Genomic DNA, 18,531 nt, shown 5'->3' on the forward strand with positions numbered 1-18,531 from the left:
GCGCATCTCTGATCATCGCCCTGCCATTCTTTAGCAGTTGCCAAGAATGTGCAACAAGGTCTGGGCAGCGCTCCGCAGCGGTAACTAGTCTGCTCGCCATGACTCCTTACCTCGTGGAACCGTGGGCCTGGCAGGAGAGCTGGGACCGTCAGCAGGAGGCGTACATGCCGGACCGGGAACACCGGTTCACCGCCATGCTCGACGCCCTCGACGCCGTACTCGATCGTCGACCGCCACGCCTGCTCGACCTGGCCGGCGGCACCGGCACCATCTCGCTGCGGGCGTTGGCGCGCTTCCTCGACGCCGAGGTGACACTGCTGGACCTGGACCCGGCGTTGCTTGCCATCGCCGGCGCCTCGCTGGGCGACCGGGCCGAGATCGTCACGGCCGACCTCGGTACCCCCGAGTGGCGCTCCGCGCTCCCCCACCAGGAGTACGACGGCGTGCTCACCGCCACCGCCCTGCACTGGCTGCCCGGCGACCGGCTCGGCCAGCTGTACGCGGAGATCCGCGACGTCCTGCGACCAGGCGGGATCTTCGTCAACGCCGACCACATGCCCGACGACGCCCTGCCCGAGCTGACGAAGCGGATGACCGGACGGGCGCGCGAGCGCCGCCAGGCGCGGTACGCCACCGGTTCGATGCTCTCCTGGTCGGACTGGTGGGCGCGGGCTGGTGCCGACCCGACGCTGGCCCCGCTCGTCGCCGAGCGGCACGCCATCTACCCGACCGGGCACAGCCCAGAGTGGGCCCCTGCGGTGTCCTGGCACGTGAAGACACTCACCGAGGCCGGGTTCACCGAGGTCGGGACGGTGTGGCGCGGCGGCTCGGACGCCGCCGTGGCGGCAGTACGCTGAGCAGTCGTGCCAGAGCCGCCCGAGCCGCGTACCGATCCGGACGTCGACCTGCGGGTCCCCGCCGACCGACAGGAGTTGGCCGTCCATCCCCTGGCGGTGCTCGCCGCGATCGCGGCCGGCGGGGTGCTCGGCGCGCTGGCTCGGGCCGGTCTGCAACACGCCGCCCCGCATCCGCCCACCGGCTTCCCGTGGGCGACCTTCGCGGTCAACCTGTCCGGCTGCCTGCTCGTCGGCGTACTGATGGCGGTGCTCGGGCACCTCGGCGTCGGGCACCCCCTGGCCCGCCCGTTTCTCGGTGTCGGGGTGCTCGGCGGTTTCACCACCTTCTCCACCTACGCGGTGGACGTCCAGGAGGCGTTTGTCGCGGGCGCACCGGGCACGGCCGTGGCTTACCTGGCTGCCACGGTGTTCGGGGCGCTCGCGGCGGTCGCCGTGGGCGACGCGGCCGCGTCGGGACTGCTGCGGCGTCGGGTGGCCCGATGACAGTGCTGCTCATCGCGCTGGGCGCCGCCGTCGGGGCCCCGCTGCGCTATCTCGTCGACCGGGCCGTGCAGTCCCGGCACGACTCGGCGTTTCCGTGGGGGACGCTGACGGTGAACGTGGCCGGCTCACTGCTGCTCGGCGTCCTCGTCGGCCTGCCTGCCGGTCCGGCGGTGAGCGCCCTGCTCGGCACCGGGTTCTGCGGTGCGCTGACCACCTACTCCACATTCAGCTACGAGACGCTGCGCCTCGCGCAGACCGGCAAGCGGCTCCTCGCGCTGGCGAACGTGATGCTCAGCGTCGCCGCCGGGCTCGCCGCCGCCGTCGCCGGCTACGCCCTGGCCCACGCCCTGCTCGGCTGACCACAACAGCCGCCTGGCCCGCAGGCAACGGTGCCCCACCGCATCGAATACACCGAGGGTATATACGCGAGGTATACACCCGGGGTAGCCTCCTGACATGAGTGTCCCACTGACCCTTCTCGGCCTCCTCGAACGGGAGCCCAGCCACGGCTACGACCTGAAGCGCGACTACGACGCCTTCTTCGGCCGGGGCAAGCCGCTGCCGTTCGGCCAGGTCTACTCCACCCTCAGCCGCCTGGCCCGGGACGGCAAGGTGGTGATCAGTGACGTGGCCCCCGGCGCCGGCCCCGACCGCAAGCGCTACGTCATCACCGACCTCGGTGCGACCGAGGTCGAGCAGTGGCTGACCCAGCCGGTCGAGCCCGAGCCGCACCTTCAGACGGTCCTCTTCGCCAAGGTCGTGCTCGCGCTGATGCTGGACCGGCCGGCCGGCGAGTACCTCGACATGCAGCGCAGTGCGCACCTGCAACGGATGCGTGAGCTCACCGAGGTCAAGCGCGCCGGCAGTCTGGTCGACGCGCTGCTCGCCGACCACGGCCTCTACCACCTGGAGGCCGACCTCCGGTGGATCGAGATGACAAACGCCCGGTTGGACGCCCTGCGAAAGGCGGTACGGCAATGAGCGTGGTGATCGAAGCACGCGACGTGAAGCTCTCCTTCGGCCGGACGCCCGCGCTGCGTGGCGCCACCCTCAGCGTGAGCGCGGGCGAGATCGTCGCCGTCATGGGTCCGAGCGGCTCGGGCAAGTCCACACTGCTGCACTGCCTCGCCGGCATCCTCGTGCCCGACTCCGGCGAGATCCACTTCGCCGGCAACCGGGTCGACACCCTCACCGAAGCCGCGCGCAGCAGCCTGCGCCGGGACCGCTTCGGCTTCGTGTTCCAGTTCGGTCAGCTCGTGCCCGAGCTCACCGCTGCGGAGAACGTCGCCCTGCCACTGCTGCTCAGCGGCGTCCGTCGACCGCAGGCGCTGCGCCGGGCGTACGCCTGGTTCGAACGCCTCGGCCTCGACGGCCTGGAGCAGCGCCGGTCCGGCGAGTTGTCCGGTGGGCAGGCGCAGCGCGTCGCCCTCGCCCGTGGCCTGGTCGCCGAACCGCAGGTGCTCTTCGCCGACGAGCCGACCGGCGCGCTCGACTCGCTCACCGGCGAGCAGGTAATGGACCTGCTGGTCAGCGCCGCCCGCGAGCAGGGCACCACGGTCATCCTGGTCACCCACGAACCCAGGATCGCCGCGTACGCCGACCGTGAGGTCATGGTCCGCGACGGGCGCGTGAACGCGCCGGACCGGATCGCCTCGTGATCGGCTTCGGGCTGCGCCTTGCCGTGGCCGGCGGCCGGGAGGCACTCACCCGCCTGGCCATCATCGCCGCCTCCGTCGCTGTCGGCAGCGGGCTGCTGCTCGCCACCCTCGCCGGGGTCAACGCCGTCAACTCCCAGCTCACCAGGTACGCGTCGATGTATCCCAGCGCCTCCACGGGCGGCGACGCCGACCCGCTGTGGTGGTCGACCCGGGACGACTTCTTCCACGGTAAGCAGATCACCCGGATCGATGTCGCCGCCACCGGGGCGGGCGCGCCGACGCCGGTCGGCATCCCGACCGTCCCCGGGCCCGGGGAGTTCTACACCTCGCCCGCGTTGCGGGAACTGCTCGCCACGCACCCGGCCGACCAACTGGGCGACCGCTATCCGGGGCGCGACCTCGGCACCGTCGGCCCGGCCGGATTGGCCTCACCGGACGCCCTGCTCGTCGTCATGGGCGGCACCCCCGATGAGGTCGCTGAGTTGCCGCTGGCCCGGCAGGTCACAACCGTCGGTGACGCGCCCGCGCTGCCCGAGACGACGGTGAACCTCATCCTGGGCGTGGTCGCCGGTGGGCTGCTGTTCCCGGTGCTGATCTTCATCGGCACCGCCACCAGGCTCAGCGCCGCCCGCCGGGAGCAGCGCTTCGCCGCGATGCGCCTGGTCGGCGCGACACCGAAGCAGATCGGGGTCGTCGCCGCGGTGGAGGCGACCACAGCGGCCGTCACCGGCACCGCCGTCGGCTTCCTGCTGTTCTTCGCATTCCGGGGATCGCTGGCGAGCATCCCGTTCACCGGTATGCCGTTCTTCCCGAGCGACATGTCACTGGGCATCCTGGACGTCCTGCTCGTCGCGCTCGGCGTCCCCGCTGGCGCGGCGGTGGCGGCGGCGGTGTCGCTGCGCCGGGTACGGATCTCGCCGCTGGGCGTCACCCGCCGGGTCACGCCACGCCCACCTCGCGCGTACCGGCTGATCCCGCTCCTGCTCGGCGTCGGCGTGCTGGTGTTCGCGCTGGGCTACCGGCCACCGACCTCCGACGGTCAGGCGGCGGTGTTCCTGCCCGGTCTGCTGCTCATCATGACCGGGCTGGTGCTGGCCGGCCCCTGGTTGACGATGGTCGGCGCCCGCGTCATGGCCCGGTACGCCAGCCGCCCGGCCACCCTCATCGCCGCGCGACGCCTCGCCGACAACCCGAAGGCCGGGTTCCGGGCCATCAGTGGCATCATGCTCGCGCTCTTCGTCACGACAGTGGCCGTCGGCGTGATCACCACGATCGTCGACAACCGTGGGCCGGCGCCGATCGGCTCGACGGCAGCCGGCACGGTGTCGATGGACTTCGGCGAGAAGGCACCGACAATGCCCGACACGCTGCTCACCGACCTGCGCTCGGTCACCGGCGTACGGCACGCTTCAGTGGTGCTGGAGAACCCGGACATGCGGACCGCCAGCGAGCCCGGTCTGATCGCGTGCGCCGACCTCCCGAGCGCGTACGGGCGGTGCCCCGACGGCGCGGACGTCGCCGAGGTGGCGACGGGCCTCGTCCCCTTCCGGGAGACGGCATCGTCCACAAGGGTCTGGCAGGCCGCGTCGGTCCCGCTCGGTGAGCTTCAACGGCTGCCGGTGATGTCGATCGTCGTCAACACCGACGGCTCCGCCGCCGCCGTCGAGCGTTCGCGTACCGTCCTGGAGACCGCCCTACCGGCCTTCCTGGTGGCGCCGAACGTGCCAGGTGACTTCGAGTCGAGCTTCGCCGACACGCTGCGCGGCTGGGGGCAGCTGGCAAACGTCACAATCATCGCGAGCCTGGCGCTGGCCGGGTGCAGCCTCGCGGTCAGCGTGATCGGCGGCCTCAGCGAGCGCCGACGCCCGTTCAGCCTGCTGCGCCTCAGCGGGGCGCCGGTGCGGGTCCTACGCCGGGTGGTGGCGCTGGAGAGTGCCGTACCGATGCTCGCCGTCGCCGCGGTCGCCATCGGCATGGGCCTGGTCGCCGCGCACCTGTTCCTGCGGGCACAGATGGGCTACACGCTCGTCGCGCCGGGGCCCGGCTTCTACGTGATCGTCGTCGTCGGGTTGGCGGCGTGCCTCGGCATCATCGCCTCCACCCTGCCACTGCTGGAACGCCTCACCGGGCCGCAGACAGCCCGCAGCGAATGAGCGTCATTGGCCCGGCGGTCGGGAGAGCGACCACCGGGCCAATGACGTAGGCGCCTCAGCGGGCGTGGCGCTCCGGGTGCGCCCGGTTCCACACCCGCATCCGCTCCGGGTAGCCGGTGCGGGCGGCCTCGTACAGCGGCACCGCGTGCTTGCGGGCGATGTCGCCCGCCGCGCGGGGCGTGCCCGTCCGGCGGCGAATCCACTCACCGTCGTGCGCGATAGCCATCACCGTAGTGTCGGTAGCGGTGGTCTCCGGCTCCAGGTAGAACTCCACACCTTGCCGGCTGGTGACGAACGCCTCCAGCGCCGCGAGGTCCTCCCGGGTCGCCTCCCGATCCAGCTTCGTCGGGGTCGCTCCGGCGTCCCGGGACCGTCGACTGAACCAGCCCATGCCCCACCCCTCTCCTCGACGACCTCCAGTGCACCACCGAATCCTGGCAATATGCTGCACGCCGGGTGGGAGTGAGCTGGTCAAGCCGCGGATGGAACCTCCCGGGCGCGGGCGGTGTCATGAGTGTGATCCCCACCGGAGGCCCTCCTGGACGACGACGTGCTCGTCACCCGCGCTCGGGCAGGTGACCTGGAGGCGTACGACCTCCTGGTCGCCCGGCACACCGCGTCCGCGTACCGGACGGCGGTGCTGCTCGGGGCGGGATCGGACTCCGAGGACGTCGTCCAGGAGTCGTTCGTGAAGGCCCACCACGGCCTTGCCCGCTACCGGGGCGAGTCGTCCTTCCGGGCGTGGCTGCTGGCGATCGTCGCCAACGAGACCCGGAACCTGCACCGGACGCGCTCCCGCCGCGACGGGCTCGTCCTGCGGGCCGCGGCGGCACACCCGGGGTCCGAGATCACCGGGGATGACGCCGTCGACGCGGTGCTGGCCGGGGAGCGCCGCGCCACGCTTGTGCGGGCGCTACGCCAACTGCCGGGCCGGGACCGCGAGGTGATCGTCTGTCGGTTCTTCCTCGACCTCAGCGAGGAGGAGACGGTGGCGATGCTGGCTGGCCCCGGGGCACTGTGAAGTCGCGGACGTCGCGGGCACTGGCGAAGCTCCGCCGCCTGCTCGACGGTGCGGAGGTCCGCCATGGATGACCTCGAAAGGGAACTACGCGACCTCTCGGCCTGGCTGGAGACACCCGACCCGCCCGACGTCACCGCGCGCGTACGCGCACAGCTCACGCCGCCCGTGCCCCGCCGACGCCGGTGGCGCCGGTACGTCGCCGCAGCGCTTGTCGCCGTGCTGGTGGCGGTGCTGCCGCCGGGACGGGCTGCGCTCGCCGACGCCGTCGCCGGGTTGCTGCGCTTCGCGGGAGTCACCGTCGCCACGTCGCCAGGCCCGCAGGCGCCCACCGGCACTCCGTCGCCATTGCCGGCGCAGCGGACCACCACAGTGGACGAGGCACAACGGGTGGCGCGCTTCCCCATCCGACTGCCGGCGAAGCTCGGCGTACCCGAGCAGGTGCTTGTCGCCGACCCCGACGGCGCGGGCAGGTACCGGGTGGCGACGCTGCTCTACGACGGGGGCGCGCTGCGCGTCGACGCCTTCGACGGTCGTCTCGACGTGGCCTTTTACAAGCGGGTCAGCGGCCCGATCGTGGAGTGGACGCAGGTCCACGGCGACTTCGCCGTGTGGGTCGACGGCCCGCACACGCTCGCCTATGTGGACCGGGCGGGGACGGTCCGGATGTCGACCGCCCGGCTCGCGGCCTCGACCCTGATCTGGCAGGACCGTGGCGTGAGCTACCGGATCGAGGGCGATCTCACCAGGGCCGAGGCCGTCGGGATCGCCGAGTCGCTGCGCTAGCCGGAACCCGCCGCGTCCGGCCGGTGTCGTCCTGGTGAGACGTGCATCGAAGTGTGCCGGGAAGGAGCGAGATGGGTTCCAGGGGCATGGTTCTGCTGGCGTCGGTCGTCCTGCTGGCGGGCTGCACGACAGGCCAGCCGGCCACACCGGACGGCCCGGGGGCAACAAGCTGCGGCTCGCGGGTCGAGACGGGTGCCCTGCCCGACTGGGCGGACGCCGGGTTCAGCGGTGACGCCCACGCTCCGCACGTCCTCGGCGCGAAGGGCCACATCGTGGCCGTGCTGTTCGGCCACCCACTGGCGCAGGTCAGGCAGGACGGGTCGAGCAACAAGATCCTCTGGGTTGCCCGCACGTCCACCGACGCGCCATCGGCGCCGCTGGCGATCACCGCGACTCTCGACGGTACCGACACCAGGGTGGTCCGGGAGGTCGCCGGCGGTCCCGGCCCGTCGATCATCGACCTGCCGCGGGCCGGTTGCTGGCGTCTCGACCTCCGCTGGGCCGGCCACACCGACACGATGACCCTCGTGTACGCCGAACAGGTGCCCTGATTGAGAAGCAGGAGGTACTACTCACTCCCTGCCACTCTCAACATATATCGCAGGCGGGGCCTTGTGGCAAGACCCGGGTGATGCCCCAGAATTGCCCGGCCGACGCCCTAACCTGCGGAAATGGGAGCCACGAGAATGCGGCCTGATGCCGTGAAGCCCTCGACCACAAGCGTGTTCGACCTTCCCGACCGCCTGCGCGCCAAGGCCGACACGACTCTGATCGGCGCGGACGAGCAGCACTTCACGGCCATCGCGCACAGCCTGGAGGAGACGGCCGCCGACCTGTCCGACCGCCTCGACACGGCGCGCAGGGCACCCGCCGGCAAGGGCCGGCAGGCGTCGGACCGCGACCAGGAGGTCCGCCGATTGACAAGCCGGCTGCGTACGCTGCGGCGCTTCGGCCTGGACCTGTGCCTCGGACGCATGGTGAGCGCCGACAACCTCCAACCGGTGTACGTGGGACGACGCGGCCTCACCGACAGCGACGGCCGACAGTTGCTCCTCGACTGGCGCTCCCCCGCCGCCGAGCCGTTCTTCGGGGCGACCCACGCCAACCCGATGGGCCTGGCGAGCCGCCGCCGGTACCGCTGGACGCTGGGCCGGATCACCGACTACTGGGACGAGGTGTTCACTCCCGACGGGTTGCAGGGGCACGTCGCCCTCGACGACCAGTCCGCCTTCATCGCCAGTCTGGGCGGCAGCCGGTCCAGCCGGATGCGGGACGTCCTGAGCACCATCCAGGCCGACCAGGACGCCATCATCCGCGCCGGATCCAGCGGCGCGCTCGTCGTCGACGGCGGTCCGGGCACGGGGAAGACAGTCGTCGCGCTGCACCGCACCGCCTACCTCCTCTACGCCGACCCGCGCCTCGGTCACCGCCGGGGCGGCGTGCTGTTCGTCGGGCCGCACCAGCCCTACCTGGCGTACGTCGCCGACGTCCTGCCCAGCCTCGGCGAGGAGGACGTACAGACCTGCACCCTGCGCGACCTCGTCCCGCAGGGCGCCGGGGCGACGGTCGAGACCGACCCCGACGTGGCCCGGTTGAAGTCGTCAGTGGAGATGGTGACGGCGATCGAGGCGGCCGTCCGGTTCTACGAGGAGCCACCGGCCACGGGGATGACTGTCGGGACCGAGGACGCCGACCTCCGGCTGAGCGCCGACGACTGGGCCGAGGCGTTCGAGGCGGCGGGACCGGGCACGCCGCACAACGAGGCGCGGGACGATATCTGGGAGGCGCTGCTCACGATCCTCGTCGACAGGTACGACGGTGACGAGTCGGAGGATCTCGTCCGCGGCTCGCTGGCACGCAACCGGGACCTGCGGACGGCCTTCAACAGAGCCTGGCCGCTGCTCGACGCGGCCGACCTCGTCGGAGACCTGTGGTCGGTGCCCGCGTACCTGCGCAGGTGCGCGCCCTGGCTCAGCCCCGACGAGGTCCGCACGCTCCAGCGCGGCGACGCCCAAGCGTGGACGGTGTCGGACCTGCCACTCCTGGACGCGGCACGACAGCGACTCGGCGACCGGGAGGCGTCCGGACGCCGACGCCGGCACGACGCCACCATCGCCGTCGAACGCGAACGCATGTCCGCTGTCGTGGACGACCTGATCGAGGCCCACACCTACGACGACGGTGAAGGGGTGCTGTCGAGCCTGCGTCAACTGGACCTCCAGGACGCCCTTGTCGACGGGGCCGCGCTGCCCACCGTCGAGCCGGACCTGCTCGCCGGCCCGTTCGCGCACATCGTCGTGGACGAGGCACAGGAGTTGACCGACGCCGAGTGGCAGATGCTGCTGCTGCGCTGCCCGTCGCGGAGCTTCACCATCGTCGGGGACCGCGCGCAGGCCCGGCACGGGTTCACCGAGTCGTGGCGGGAACGGCTCGAACGAATCGGACTGGACCGCGTCGACCTGGCCTCGCTGAGCATCAACTACCGGACGCCGGCAGAGATCATGACGGAGGCCGAGCCGGTCATCCGGGCCGTGCTGCCGGACGCCAACGTGCCGACGTCGATCCGGCGCGACGGCGTCCCCGTCGTACACGGATCTGCTGTTGATCTGGGCTCGGTCCTCGACGCCTGGCTCGCCACCCACGACGAGGGCGTCGCCTGCGTCATCGGCGATCCCACATTCACCGCGACACCCCGCGTCCGGTCGCTGACCCCGGAACTGGCCAAGGGCCTCGAATTCGACCTGGTCGTGCTCGTCGACCCCGAGTCGTTCGGCGAGGGCATCGAAGGGGCTGTCGACCGCTATGTCGCCATGACCCGAGCGACCCAGCAACTCGTCATCCTCACAAGCTCCTAGGCTGCGGGCGTGGACGAGGACGTGCGGAAAGCCGCGGCGCGCAACAACGCCGAGTGGTGCGACGTCGTCTGCGGCAGTCACGGGGTGGCCGGCTGGTTCGACGCCGACGCCTGGTCGGCGCCCCGCCGCTCCCCGACCTGGTACCCGGACGCAGTCACGCTGCGCCCCGGCGTCGACGCCGACGCCCTGCTGGCCCGGATCGACGCAGGGCCCGGTGCGTCGGTGAAGGACAGCTTCTCCGACCTCGACCTCTCCGGGTACGGCTTTAAGGTGCTCTTCGACGCCCAGTGGATCCACCGCCCACCGACGGACCCTCCGGCCGGACGGCTGCTCAGCAGGGTCACGACGGCGCGGGGGTTGGCCGCGTGGGCGGCGGCGCACGGCGGCGGGGACCTGTTCCGGCCCGCTGTGCTCGCCGACCCCCGGGTACGGGTGCTGGCTCGGTACGACGATCGGGGCGAGGTCGCCGGCGGCGCGGTGGTCAGCGGCGATGGCGTACTCGGCGTCTCCAACCTGTTCGCCGGTACCGGTGGGCCTGACGAGATCTGGCGTGGCGTGCTCGCCACCCTGCCCGGGCTGCCGCTTGTCGGCTACGAATCCGGCCCGGATCTCACCTCCGCCCTCAAGGCCGGCTTCACAGCGGTGGCACCCCTGCGAGTCTGGCTCCACAGCCCTCCCCAGCCCCGGTGATCATGAGGTTAGCGGCACGACACGCCGGCATCGACGGACGCTAACCTCATGATCACCAGAGCGGGACGAGAGCGGGGCGGGGCGGGGTCAGTTGAGGAGGCTTAGGTCTTCTGTGGTCAGGTTCAGGGCGGCTGCGGCTATGTTCGCCTCCAGGTGTGTCGGGTCGCTGGTGCCGGGGATGGCCAGCACGTGCGGGCCCTGGTGCAGGGTCCAGGCCAGGCGTACCTGGTGCGGGGTGACGCCGTGGACGCGGGCGACGGCTTCGACCGCCTCGCCCTGCTCGGCGCTCGCACCCGCCTCCCGACCGGTGCCGGCAAGCGCGAAGAACGGCACGTAGGCGATCCCCCGCTCACCGCAGAGCTTCACGAACGCGTCCTGCTCCCGGTAGGCGTCCACGCCGTAGTTGTTCTGCACGCAGACCACCGGCGCGATGCCCGCCACCTCGTCCAGCTGCTCGGGTCGGACGTTGGAGAGCCCGAGGTGCCGGATCAGCCCGGCGGCGCGCAGCTCGGCCAGCGCGCCGAAGCGGTCGACAAACGGCACCGGCCCCGGCCCCCGGCCGAGGCGCAGGTTGACGACGTCCAGCTGGTCGCGGCCGAGTCGGCGCAGGTTCTCCTCGACCTGGGCCCGCAACTGCGCCGGGGTGTACGCCTCGGTGAAGCCGGCCTGCGGGTCGTACCCGAAGCCGACCTTGGTGACGACCACCAGATCCTCCGGGTACGGGGCGAGCGCCGCGCGGATGAGCTCGGTGGCGTACCGGGCGGGGCCGGTGCCCACCCGCAGCGTGCCGCCGGGTGAGACGTAGAAGGCGGCAGTGTCGATGTGGTTGACACCCAACTCCACGGCGCGACGCAGCAGGGCGATGGCGTGGTTCCGGTCGGGATTCGCGGTGATCCGCATGGAGCCGAAGCCCATCCGGTGCACAGTACGGTCGCCCAGCGTCCAGCTGCCCGCCGCTGCGGCACTGATCTCGTCGGTTGGCATTTGGCGAGGTTAGCCAGCACGGGTGCGGTGCGCAGTCGGCCACGCACCCGATACCGCCGAGCGTCGATCCGGGTTAGTTTTGATGTGCTGAACCGGAGCGTGGCTGGCGCAGCACCGGCAGCAGCGCCAATGTCGGCAGCAGCAGCACCGGCACCACAAGCAGGGCGCGCAGGATGCCGACGTGGTCACCGAGCAGCCCCAGCAGCGGCGGGCCGGCCAGGAACGCCGTGTAGCCGATCACCGCTACCACACTGACGCGCACGGGCGCGTGGGCCTCCTCGTCGGCAGCCGCGCTCATCCCGACCGGGAAGCCCAGCGACGCACCGAGCCCCCACAGCGCGACGCCGACGATCGCCAGCGGCCCCGAGCCGGCCAGCACCGCGAGACACGCGCCGAGGACGGCGAGCCCGATTGTGGTACTGAGCACCGGCACCCGGCCCCAGCGGTCCAGCGCGATCGTGCCCGCCGTACGCCCGAGGGTCATGCCGACGACGAAGACGCCGAAGACCGCCGCTCCGGCTGCCTCGCTCAGGTCCCGGCCGTCCACGAACGCGACAGCCAGCCAGTCGTTCGCGGCGCCCTCGGTGAACGCCGCCACCAGCACGAACAGCCCGATCAGCAGGGTGCGGGGCTCCCGCCAGGCGGCGAGCTGGGCACGACGACGGCCCGCCGGAGTGGCGTCCGCCGTGTCGCCCTCCGGGGTGTGGGCCGACGACGGCAGGTAGGCCCGCGTGGCGAGCACAGTGCCGGCCAGCACCACCACCGCCACCGCGCAGAGGTGCGCGCCGACCGCCACGTCCAGGCGTGCCGCCAGGGCGCCGAGGCCCGCGCCGGCCACCGAACCGAGGCTCCACCCGGCGTGGAAGCGGGGCATGATGGTGCGTCCCAGACGCCGTTCCACAGCAGCGGCCTCGACGTTCATTGCCACGTCGCAGGCACCTGATCCGTAGCCGAAGGCAACCAACCCGACCGCGACGACGACGAACGAACCGGTCAGGGTCGCGCCCAACCCCGCCACTGTCAGGCCGACAGCGACCAGCACCGTGGCCAGCCGTACGGTGCGGGCGGTGCCGAGCAGCTGGGCGAGCAGCCCGGACGTGGGCATGGCCAGCAGCGCGCCGATGCTCATCGCCAGCAGCAGCAGACCGAGCCGCCCGGCGGAGAGGTCCAACGACTCACGGACCGCAGGCACCCGGGAGAACCAACTGCCGACGGCGAGTCCGTTCAGGCTGAAGGTGACGGCGACGCCGTTTCGGGCGAGCTTGACGGCCTGCGGCGGCAGGCCGGTGGCCGGGCCGGCAACCGAGCTGATGGGGGCGCTCACGGGGGGTGGTTCCTCTTCCTCGACGGTGATCTCCTGGCACGATCGCACACCTGAGAGCGCTTCCACCACAAGCGTGTGACCGCCCTTACCAGCAACGCCACGGCCGGAGGATGATTCCATGCAGGCGCACGTCTGCCCGGGACGGGCGCCACGGGGAGGGCACCATGACGACAGCCGCACACCGCTCGGCCACGCTTGACGACGTCGCACGGGCCGCCGGGGTGTCACGCTCCACAGCCTCCCGGGTGATCGCCGGTACGGGGTTCGCGTCGCCACAGGCGCGCAAGCAGGTCATTGCGGCTGTCGACCAGCTCGGTTACGTGCCCAACCAGGCCGCGCGCGCACTCGTCCGGGGCCGGGGCGTACGACTGGTGGTGGCCGTCGCGGGAACGAGCGAGGCGGTGCTCGACGACCCGTACGTCCACCGGGTCGTCGGCTCGGCCGCCCGGGTCTGCGGGCCAGCCGGCGTCGGTGTGGCGCTGCACTGGCTGCCGCTCGGCGATCTGACCGGCCTGGACCAGCTCGCCCGGGACCGCAGTGTCTGCGGAGTGGTGCTGGTCAACACCACCGAGGACGTGCTGGACGCCGTACCCGGGTCGTTGCGTGGTCGGGTGGCTTCGATCGGCATCGGCTCGGCGACGGTGCCGTCGTTCGACGTCGACAACACCGCCGGCGCGGGCGAGGTGCTGCGCCACCTGTACGCCACGGGTCGCCGCCGGATCGCCATGGTGGCCGGGCCGCACTGGCTGCCGTGCTCGCGACGCCCGGTGCAGGCGTACCGCTCGTTGATGCGCCAGGCCGGCCTACCTGAACGCGTGGTGCCCGGTGACTTCACCGCCGCGCGTGGCCGGGTGGCGGCCGGCGAGGCGCTGCGTCGGTGGCCGGACGTCGACGCCATCTACGCGATCAGCGACGAGACGGCGCTCGGGGTGATGGCGGCGCTTCGTGACGAGGGAGTGCGGGTGCCCGGCGATGTGTCGGTGGCCGGTTTCGACGACATCCCCCTCGCCGCGATGACCGCTCCGGCGCTCACCACCGCCAGCCATCCGGTGGGCACGATCGCCACCGCCGCGGCCACCGCCGTGCTGGCCGGGCGTCCGGCCGCGCCGCTGACCCTCTTCCCGTCCGCCCTGGTGGCCCGGGTCAGCGCCTGACGTCCGCAGGAGCTTCACAGGCGCCTCCGTGGTCGGACCTCAGCGGCGGGAGGCCACAGCGGCGTACTCGGGTGAGGCGAGGAACTCGGTGAGCACCTCGACGGTGCCCGGGGTGTAGGGGCGGCCGTCGAGCACCTCGTCGCCGGGCACGAAGACCATCGCCTCGCCCTCGCCGAGCACCACGTCCTCCTGCCGGGCTCGTGTGGCGCCGAGGAAGTAGTGCACCTCCAGGTTCAGCTCGGGCATCGACTGCACGGCGAGCGGGCGCAGCGGCGCGTCGGCGCGCAGGCCGGTCTCCTCCCACAGCTCGCGCTCGGCGGTCTGCTGCGGGGTCTCCTCCGCCTCGCCGTACCCACCGGGCAGGCCCCAGACGTTCGGGTAGAAGGTGGCGTTGCCGTCGCGCAGTTGCAGCAGCAGCCGCCCGTCGGGATCCACAAGCAGCACGCACGCGTTCATGGCCACCCCGGCAGCCTATGCCAACGGGAGCCCCGAGGGCGGACCAGGCGGCGCCGAAAATGGCACCTGCCCAAAAGCTCCAGGATAGACATTCGCGCTGGGAGCGACCTCACCCGAATGTGACAGCCAGCCGGTAAGATCGGCGACTGCGTTGTGACCGATCGCTGACTGCTCGTGGTGAAAGCGATCACACACACTGACTCCATGAACAGGAGATTCAACCGCGGTAGGGCACTCCGCGTCGCGGTGTGCCTCCTTCTTCTCGCCGCCCTGAGCAGCTGCATGCAGCTCAACATGGGGCTCACCGTCAACGCCGACGACACTGTCGACGGGCAGTTGCTGCTGACCGCCCGGAAGTCCGTGCTGACCTCGCGGAACAAGAACGTTCCGGCGGCCTTCGCGGAGCTGCGGCAGAACATTCCCGCGCTGCCGCCGGGCGAGGAGACCAGCTACGAGGACAGCCAACTCTTCGGCACCCAGATCAGTTATCGCAGAGCACCGCTGGCGGGCTTCGACAGCGAGAGCGTCAAACTCGTCCGGGACGGCGATTTCTACCGCTTCACGTTGCCGCTCGACCCGAAGCGATACGGCGGAAAAATCGCCCAACAGAATCCGCAACAACAGCAGGCTTTCCTCAAGTTGATGTCATTCGAGATCTCGGTGACATTTCCCGGTCGGGTGATCGACACCAATGGCACCGTCAACGGGCGGTCGGTCACCTGGACTGTGGACTCCAACAAGGACAAGCCGGCCGAGTTGCGGGCCGTCGCCGAGGCGCCGCCCCGCCCCTCCGGCTCGCCGGTCGCCGCCGTCGACTCGGGCGGGTTCCCGTGGCTGCTCGTCGGCGGCGGCGTACTCCTGGTGCTGCTGCTCGCCGCTGTGGGCGTACTCCTGCTGCGACGCCGACGCCCGACGGCGCCGGCCGCCGCCGCACCTGCCGGGCCCGCTCCAACAGTGCCGGGCCCGACGGCGGGCTCACCCGGCTGATCCATCCGGTGGCCGGCCCTGCCGGCCGCGCCGACCTCGCCGACGGCGTCGCCCCGCGACGACGGCGACCGACACCGGGGCTCCCACCCGGGAGCACCGGACCTCACCACCCACCACAATCCGGTCGCACCATCGCAGAAAAGGGGGATCGCCGTGAACGATCTCTTCACCTGGGCAGCCCTGGGCAGCATGGCCGGCGCGAGCGCCGCCACCCTGCTGGCCACGAACGTCATCGGCGGGCTGATCGGCCCGAGCGGCGACAAGCTCCGCAAGTGGATCGCCATCGCCATCGCGCTGCTGCTGTCCTACGTGACGGCGGCGTTCGCCGACGACGCCGGCGGCGAGAAGTGGATCATTGCGTTCTTCAACGCGCTCGTCGTCTTCTCCGCCGCGCTCGGCGTCAACCAGTTCCCGCCCGGCAACCGGCAGGCGACCCAGGCGTCGCCGACGCAGGTCGCGCAGGGTCGTGAGCCCCGTGTTTTCCGCTCGTGGGTCTGAGGGGATGTCGTCATGATCTTCGGAATTCTCAGCGCGGTGGTCCTGGTCGGCGCCAGCGCCGTCTTCGGCCTCCTGGCCGGCGGTCCGGTCGGCCTGCTCATCGGCGCCGTCGTGGGCCTGCTTGTCGGCGCGGTGTTCGGCTGGGCGGTGGCCTCCGCCGGGGTGTACGCCTCGGACGCCCGCGGCATCTTCCTCTTCGTCGTCGACCACACGTGGAGCCTGCTCAACACAGTGGTCGGGGCGATCTACCTGGCCGTGCACCTGATCTTCGGGCACTCGCTGGACAGGCCCACCTCACTGGGCAGCGGCCGGGTCAGCGTGGTGGAGGGCGTCTCACCGCGCTACGCCACCACCCTCGGCACCGTCTGCGCCGGCTCCAGCTCCGGCATCCAGCGGCACGAGGACGTGCACATCTTCCAGGCACGCCTGCTCGGGCCGCTCTACATCCCGCTGGTGCTGGCGAACTACGTGCTGTTCACCATCGCCCCGATCTGGCTGCTCTACCACGACCACACGAACGCCCCGATCAACCGTTTCACCAGGTACTTCGAGATCGGCGTCTACCCGCACGTGTGGAATGAGGCCATCGCGTACCGGATCCAGGGAACGCCACCGCGATGAGCAGCGACGGGCGCGGACCGATCGCGACGGCCACCGCCGAGCTGGCCGCCTGGCTTGCCGGCGCGGCGGGGGAACCCGTCCCGATCGGCCCGCCCCGCACCGACGGCGACGCCGCCGGGCTCACCCTCTGGCCCCTCGAACTGCGCCCGGCCCGGCAGACCCGCTCCAGCGGGGCGGTCCGCGAACCGTACCGGTTCACGATCCGCTACCTGCTCAGCGTGACCGGGCCGGCCGGGCTGGACCACCTCGACCGGGTGCTCACCGCCGCCACCAGCGACGGCAGCTACCCGATCGTGCTGGAGGCCGGCGACGCTCCGCTGTGGAGCGCGTTCGGCGTCGCGCCCCGCCCGGCGCTGCTGTTCGACGTACCGGCGCAGGTGGACCACCCGACCCCTGCCGCGCCACCGGTGCTGCAACCGCTGCGGCTGCGTCAGTTGGAGGTCCGCACACTCACCGGCCGTGTGGTCGGCCCCGACGACCAACCTCTCGCCGCGATGCGCGTCGAACTGCCCGCCACGGCGTCCGCCGCCCGAACCGGCCCCGACGGGCGGTTCCTCATCGTCGGGGTCCCGCACGACCCCGACAACCCCGGCCCGGTACGGCTCCGACTCAGCGGGCGCGGTCTCGTGCTCACCGCCGACGTCGACCCAGGCGAGGACGACATCGTCATCGTCTGCGCGCCACCGACCCACTGACGCACACCCGCACAGGAGGACCGATGCCCAGCTACTTCTCCCCCGGCATCTATGTCGAGGAGGTCCCCAGCGGCGCCCGACCGATCGGACCGGCGAGCACCAGCATCGCCGCGTTCGTCGGCGTCGCCCCGAACCGCACCGCCCAACTGGGCAGGGCGGTGCCCGTCAACAACTGGACCGAGTTCCTGCGGCTCTTCGCCGACGGCGACCAGACCGAGAGCACCCCACTGGCCCGGGCCGTCTTCGGCTTCCTGGACAACGGTGGCGCCCGCTGCTGGGTGGTGAACGTCGGCGAGGGCGGCGCCATCACCGGCACCGGCCAGCGCCGCGCCGGCCTGCAACTGCTGGAGGCTGTCGACGAGATCTCCATCATCGCCGCTCCCGGCTTCCACGACGTGGTGTCCCACGAGGCTCTGCTCAGCATGGCCGAGCGGACCCGCACCATGGTGGCGATCTGCGACCCGGCGCCCGACATCGACGACATCGCCGCGCTGACGAAGGTCGCCACGCCGTCGTCAGGCAAACCCCCGAAACCCGCCGAGGGTACGGGCGGCGGCGCTGGCGCTGGCGCTGGCTCGGGCGGCGGCGCTGGCGGCGGCTCCGGCTCGGGCGGCGGCGCTGGCTCCGGTGGGCCTGAGGGTGCTGCGTACCGGCCCCGTCAGTCCGAGTTCGGCGCCTTCTACTACCCGTGGCTTCGGGTACGCGACCCGATCAGCGGAGAACTGGAACTCACCCCGCCCAGCGGGCACCTCGCCGGCATCTGGGCGCGAACCGACGCCCTGCGCGGCGTCCACAAAGCACCAGCGAACGAACCCGTCCGCGGCGCCGTCGACCTGGGCTACCTCGTCACCCGACCCGAGCACGACGTACTCAACCCCAAGGGCGTCAACGTGATCCGCTACTTCGCCGGCGAGGGCATCCGCGTCTGGGGCGCCCGTACGCTCGCCGCCGAAGCCAGTGAGTGGCGCTACCTCAACGTACGGCGGCTCAGCATCGCCATCGAACAGGCCATCGCCAACGGCACCCGCTGGATGGTGTTCGAACCCAACGACTTCACCCTCTGGCGCTCGATCCGACGCGACATCGGGGCGTTCCTCACCCGGGTCTGGCGCGACGGCGCGCTGCTCGGGCGCAGCCCGGAAGAGGCGTTCTTCGTCAAGTGCGACGAGGAGACCAACCCGCCGGACGTCCGCGACGCCGGCATGGTGATCGCCCACATCGGCATCGCTGTCGTCAAGCCCGCCGAGTTCGTGGTGTTCAAGCTGAGCCAGTGGGCCGGCGGCACCGAGACCGAGACGATCGGAGGCTGACC

Annotated in this window: 21 protein-coding genes; 17 read left to right on the plus strand and 4 right to left on the minus strand. The window is 71.6% G+C overall.

All coding sequences use genetic code 11. From position 1 onward, the window contains the following. The first annotated feature begins 98 nt into the window (after positions 1-98). From F4558_RS10945 to F4558_RS10970, 6 genes are all read left to right on the plus strand, one after another. Positions 99-857, plus strand: a complete 759-nt coding sequence (locus F4558_RS10945) for a class I SAM-dependent methyltransferase (RefSeq protein ID WP_167943948.1) — start codon at positions 99-101, stop codon at positions 855-857. Positions 858-863: 6 nt separating this feature from the next. Continuing rightward, complete coding sequence (locus F4558_RS10950) at positions 864-1,340, plus strand: fluoride efflux transporter FluC (RefSeq protein ID WP_053659889.1); 477 nt, start codon at positions 864-866, stop codon at positions 1,338-1,340. After that, on the plus strand, positions 1,337-1,699 hold the full coding sequence (gene crcB, locus F4558_RS10955; protein ID WP_053659887.1) for a fluoride efflux transporter CrcB: 363 nt from the start codon (positions 1,337-1,339) through the stop codon (positions 1,697-1,699). The genes F4558_RS10950 and crcB overlap by 4 nt, the downstream gene beginning before the upstream one ends. Positions 1,700-1,796: 97 nt before the next feature. Further along, on the plus strand, positions 1,797-2,321 hold the full coding sequence (locus tag F4558_RS10960; RefSeq protein ID WP_053659885.1) for a PadR family transcriptional regulator: 525 nt from the start codon (positions 1,797-1,799) through the stop codon (positions 2,319-2,321). Beyond that, on the plus strand, positions 2,318-2,998 hold the full coding sequence (locus tag F4558_RS10965) for an ABC transporter ATP-binding protein (RefSeq protein ID WP_167943949.1): 681 nt from the start codon (positions 2,318-2,320) through the stop codon (positions 2,996-2,998). The genes F4558_RS10960 and F4558_RS10965 overlap by 4 nt, the downstream gene beginning before the upstream one ends. After that, positions 2,995-5,151, plus strand: a complete 2,157-nt coding sequence (locus tag F4558_RS10970) for an FtsX-like permease family protein (RefSeq protein ID WP_167943950.1) — start codon at positions 2,995-2,997, stop codon at positions 5,149-5,151. Before F4558_RS10965 ends, F4558_RS10970 begins: the two co-directional genes overlap by 4 nt. 55 nt (positions 5,152-5,206) lie before the next feature. On the opposite strand, the gene F4558_RS10975 is transcribed toward F4558_RS10970, so the two are convergent. Continuing rightward, positions 5,207-5,542 (minus strand): hypothetical protein, encoded by a 336-nt coding sequence (locus F4558_RS10975; RefSeq protein ID WP_167943951.1) that lies wholly within the window; start codon positions 5,540-5,542, stop codon positions 5,207-5,209. Between the two features lie 159 nt (positions 5,543-5,701). Here F4558_RS10975 and F4558_RS10980 point away from each other — a divergent pair, with 159 nt between their 5' ends. The 5 genes from F4558_RS10980 to F4558_RS11000 all read left to right on the plus strand — a co-directional run bounded on the left by F4558_RS10980 (position 5,702) and on the right by F4558_RS11000 (position 10,500). Then, a complete protein-coding gene (locus F4558_RS10980; RefSeq protein ID WP_312877308.1) occupies positions 5,702-6,172 on the plus strand; it encodes an RNA polymerase sigma factor in 471 nt (156 codons plus the stop codon). A gap of 63 nt (positions 6,173-6,235) precedes the next feature. Beyond that, entirely contained in the window at positions 6,236-6,955 is a 720-nt protein-coding gene (locus tag F4558_RS10985; RefSeq protein WP_167943952.1) for a hypothetical protein, read from the plus strand. 71 nt (positions 6,956-7,026) lie between these two features. Further along, a complete protein-coding gene (locus F4558_RS10990; RefSeq protein ID WP_167943953.1) occupies positions 7,027-7,506 on the plus strand; it encodes a hypothetical protein in 480 nt (159 codons plus the stop codon). A gap of 135 nt (positions 7,507-7,641) precedes the next feature. Beyond that, a complete protein-coding gene (gene helR, locus F4558_RS10995) occupies positions 7,642-9,810 on the plus strand; it encodes an RNA polymerase recycling motor ATPase HelR (protein WP_209273258.1) in 2,169 nt (722 codons plus the stop codon). A gap of 9 nt (positions 9,811-9,819) precedes the next feature. Then, the gene (locus F4558_RS11000) at positions 9,820-10,500 is read left to right on the plus strand and encodes a hypothetical protein (RefSeq protein ID WP_167943955.1); all 681 of its coding nucleotides are present in this window, start codon (positions 9,820-9,822) and stop codon (positions 10,498-10,500) included. Between the two features lie 87 nt (positions 10,501-10,587). Here F4558_RS11000 and F4558_RS11005 read toward each other — a convergent pair whose 3' ends face one another. Beyond that, positions 10,588-11,484 (minus strand): aldo/keto reductase, encoded by an 897-nt coding sequence (locus F4558_RS11005; protein WP_167943956.1) that lies wholly within the window; start codon positions 11,482-11,484, stop codon positions 10,588-10,590. Between the two features lie 73 nt (positions 11,485-11,557). Continuing rightward, positions 11,558-12,796, minus strand: a complete 1,239-nt coding sequence (locus F4558_RS11010; RefSeq protein ID WP_312877432.1) for an MFS transporter — start codon at positions 12,794-12,796, stop codon at positions 11,558-11,560. A 176-nt stretch (positions 12,797-12,972) separates the two neighbouring features. Between F4558_RS11010 and F4558_RS11015 the strand changes: the two genes are divergently transcribed. Further along, a complete protein-coding gene (locus F4558_RS11015; RefSeq protein WP_167943958.1) occupies positions 12,973-13,962 on the plus strand; it encodes a LacI family DNA-binding transcriptional regulator in 990 nt (329 codons plus the stop codon). A gap of 39 nt (positions 13,963-14,001) precedes the next feature. Here the strand turns inward: F4558_RS11015 and F4558_RS11020 are convergent, their stop codons facing one another. Beyond that, positions 14,002-14,418, minus strand: coding sequence for an NUDIX domain-containing protein (locus F4558_RS11020; RefSeq protein WP_167947372.1), 417 nt, complete (start codon positions 14,416-14,418; stop codon positions 14,002-14,004). 204 nt (positions 14,419-14,622) lie between these two features. Between F4558_RS11020 and F4558_RS11025 the strand changes: the two genes are divergently transcribed. From F4558_RS11025 to F4558_RS11045, 5 genes are all read left to right on the plus strand, one after another. After that, positions 14,623-15,405: an LppM family (lipo)protein gene (locus F4558_RS11025; RefSeq protein ID WP_167943959.1), complete on the plus strand. Its 783-nt coding sequence runs from the start codon at positions 14,623-14,625 to the stop codon at positions 15,403-15,405. Positions 15,406-15,558: 153 nt separating this feature from the next. Further along, the gene (locus F4558_RS11030; RefSeq protein WP_167943960.1) at positions 15,559-15,903 is read left to right on the plus strand and encodes a hypothetical protein; all 345 of its coding nucleotides are present in this window, start codon (positions 15,559-15,561) and stop codon (positions 15,901-15,903) included. A gap of 12 nt (positions 15,904-15,915) precedes the next feature. After that, positions 15,916-16,524, plus strand: a complete 609-nt coding sequence (locus tag F4558_RS11035; protein WP_053659857.1) for a glycine zipper family protein — start codon at positions 15,916-15,918, stop codon at positions 16,522-16,524. Further along, positions 16,521-17,219: a carboxypeptidase-like regulatory domain-containing protein gene (locus F4558_RS11040; RefSeq protein WP_167943961.1), complete on the plus strand. Its 699-nt coding sequence runs from the start codon at positions 16,521-16,523 to the stop codon at positions 17,217-17,219. The genes F4558_RS11035 and F4558_RS11040 overlap by 4 nt, the downstream gene beginning before the upstream one ends. 23 nt (positions 17,220-17,242) lie before the next feature. Beyond that, positions 17,243-18,529, plus strand: coding sequence for a phage tail sheath family protein (locus F4558_RS11045; protein ID WP_167943962.1), 1,287 nt, complete (start codon positions 17,243-17,245; stop codon positions 18,527-18,529). The last annotated feature ends 2 nt before the right edge of the window (positions 18,530-18,531 follow it).

The sequence above is a fragment of the Micromonospora profundi genome (assembly GCF_011927785.1).
GTDB lineage: Bacteria > Actinomycetota > Actinomycetes > Mycobacteriales > Micromonosporaceae > Micromonospora > Micromonospora profundi.

Bases quoted from the DNA above. Each gene is read 5' to 3' on its own strand.
- F4558_RS10945 (WP_167943948.1), top strand. From the start codon at position 99: ATGACTCCTTACCTCGTGGAACCGTGGGCCTGGCAGGAGAGCTGGGAC.
- F4558_RS11025 (WP_167943959.1), top strand. From the start codon at position 14,623: ATGAACAGGAGATTCAACCGCGGTAGGGCACTCCGCGTCGCGGTGTGC.
- F4558_RS11045 (WP_167943962.1), top strand. From the start codon at position 17,243: ATGCCCAGCTACTTCTCCCCCGGCATCTATGTCGAGGAGGTCCCCAGC.
- F4558_RS11005 (WP_167943956.1), bottom strand. From the start codon at position 11,484: ATGCCAACCGACGAGATCAGTGCCGCAGCGGCGGGCAGCTGGACGCTG.
- helR (WP_209273258.1), top strand. From the start codon at position 7,642: ATGCGGCCTGATGCCGTGAAGCCCTCGACCACAAGCGTGTTCGACCTT.
- F4558_RS10975 (WP_167943951.1), bottom strand. From the start codon at position 5,542: ATGGGCTGGTTCAGTCGACGGTCCCGGGACGCCGGAGCGACCCCGACG.
- F4558_RS11015 (WP_167943958.1), top strand. From the start codon at position 12,973: ATGACGACAGCCGCACACCGCTCGGCCACGCTTGACGACGTCGCACGG.
- F4558_RS10960 (WP_053659885.1), top strand. From the start codon at position 1,797: ATGAGTGTCCCACTGACCCTTCTCGGCCTCCTCGAACGGGAGCCCAGC.
- F4558_RS10990 (WP_167943953.1), top strand. From the start codon at position 7,027: ATGGGTTCCAGGGGCATGGTTCTGCTGGCGTCGGTCGTCCTGCTGGCG.
- F4558_RS11040 (WP_167943961.1), top strand. From the start codon at position 16,521: ATGAGCAGCGACGGGCGCGGACCGATCGCGACGGCCACCGCCGAGCTG.
- F4558_RS11020 (WP_167947372.1), bottom strand. From the start codon at position 14,418: ATGAACGCGTGCGTGCTGCTTGTGGATCCCGACGGGCGGCTGCTGCTG.
- F4558_RS10985 (WP_167943952.1), top strand. From the start codon at position 6,236: ATGGATGACCTCGAAAGGGAACTACGCGACCTCTCGGCCTGGCTGGAG.
- crcB (WP_053659887.1), top strand. From the start codon at position 1,337: ATGACAGTGCTGCTCATCGCGCTGGGCGCCGCCGTCGGGGCCCCGCTG.
- F4558_RS10965 (WP_167943949.1), top strand. From the start codon at position 2,318: ATGAGCGTGGTGATCGAAGCACGCGACGTGAAGCTCTCCTTCGGCCGG.
- F4558_RS11035 (WP_053659857.1), top strand. From the start codon at position 15,916: ATGATCTTCGGAATTCTCAGCGCGGTGGTCCTGGTCGGCGCCAGCGCC.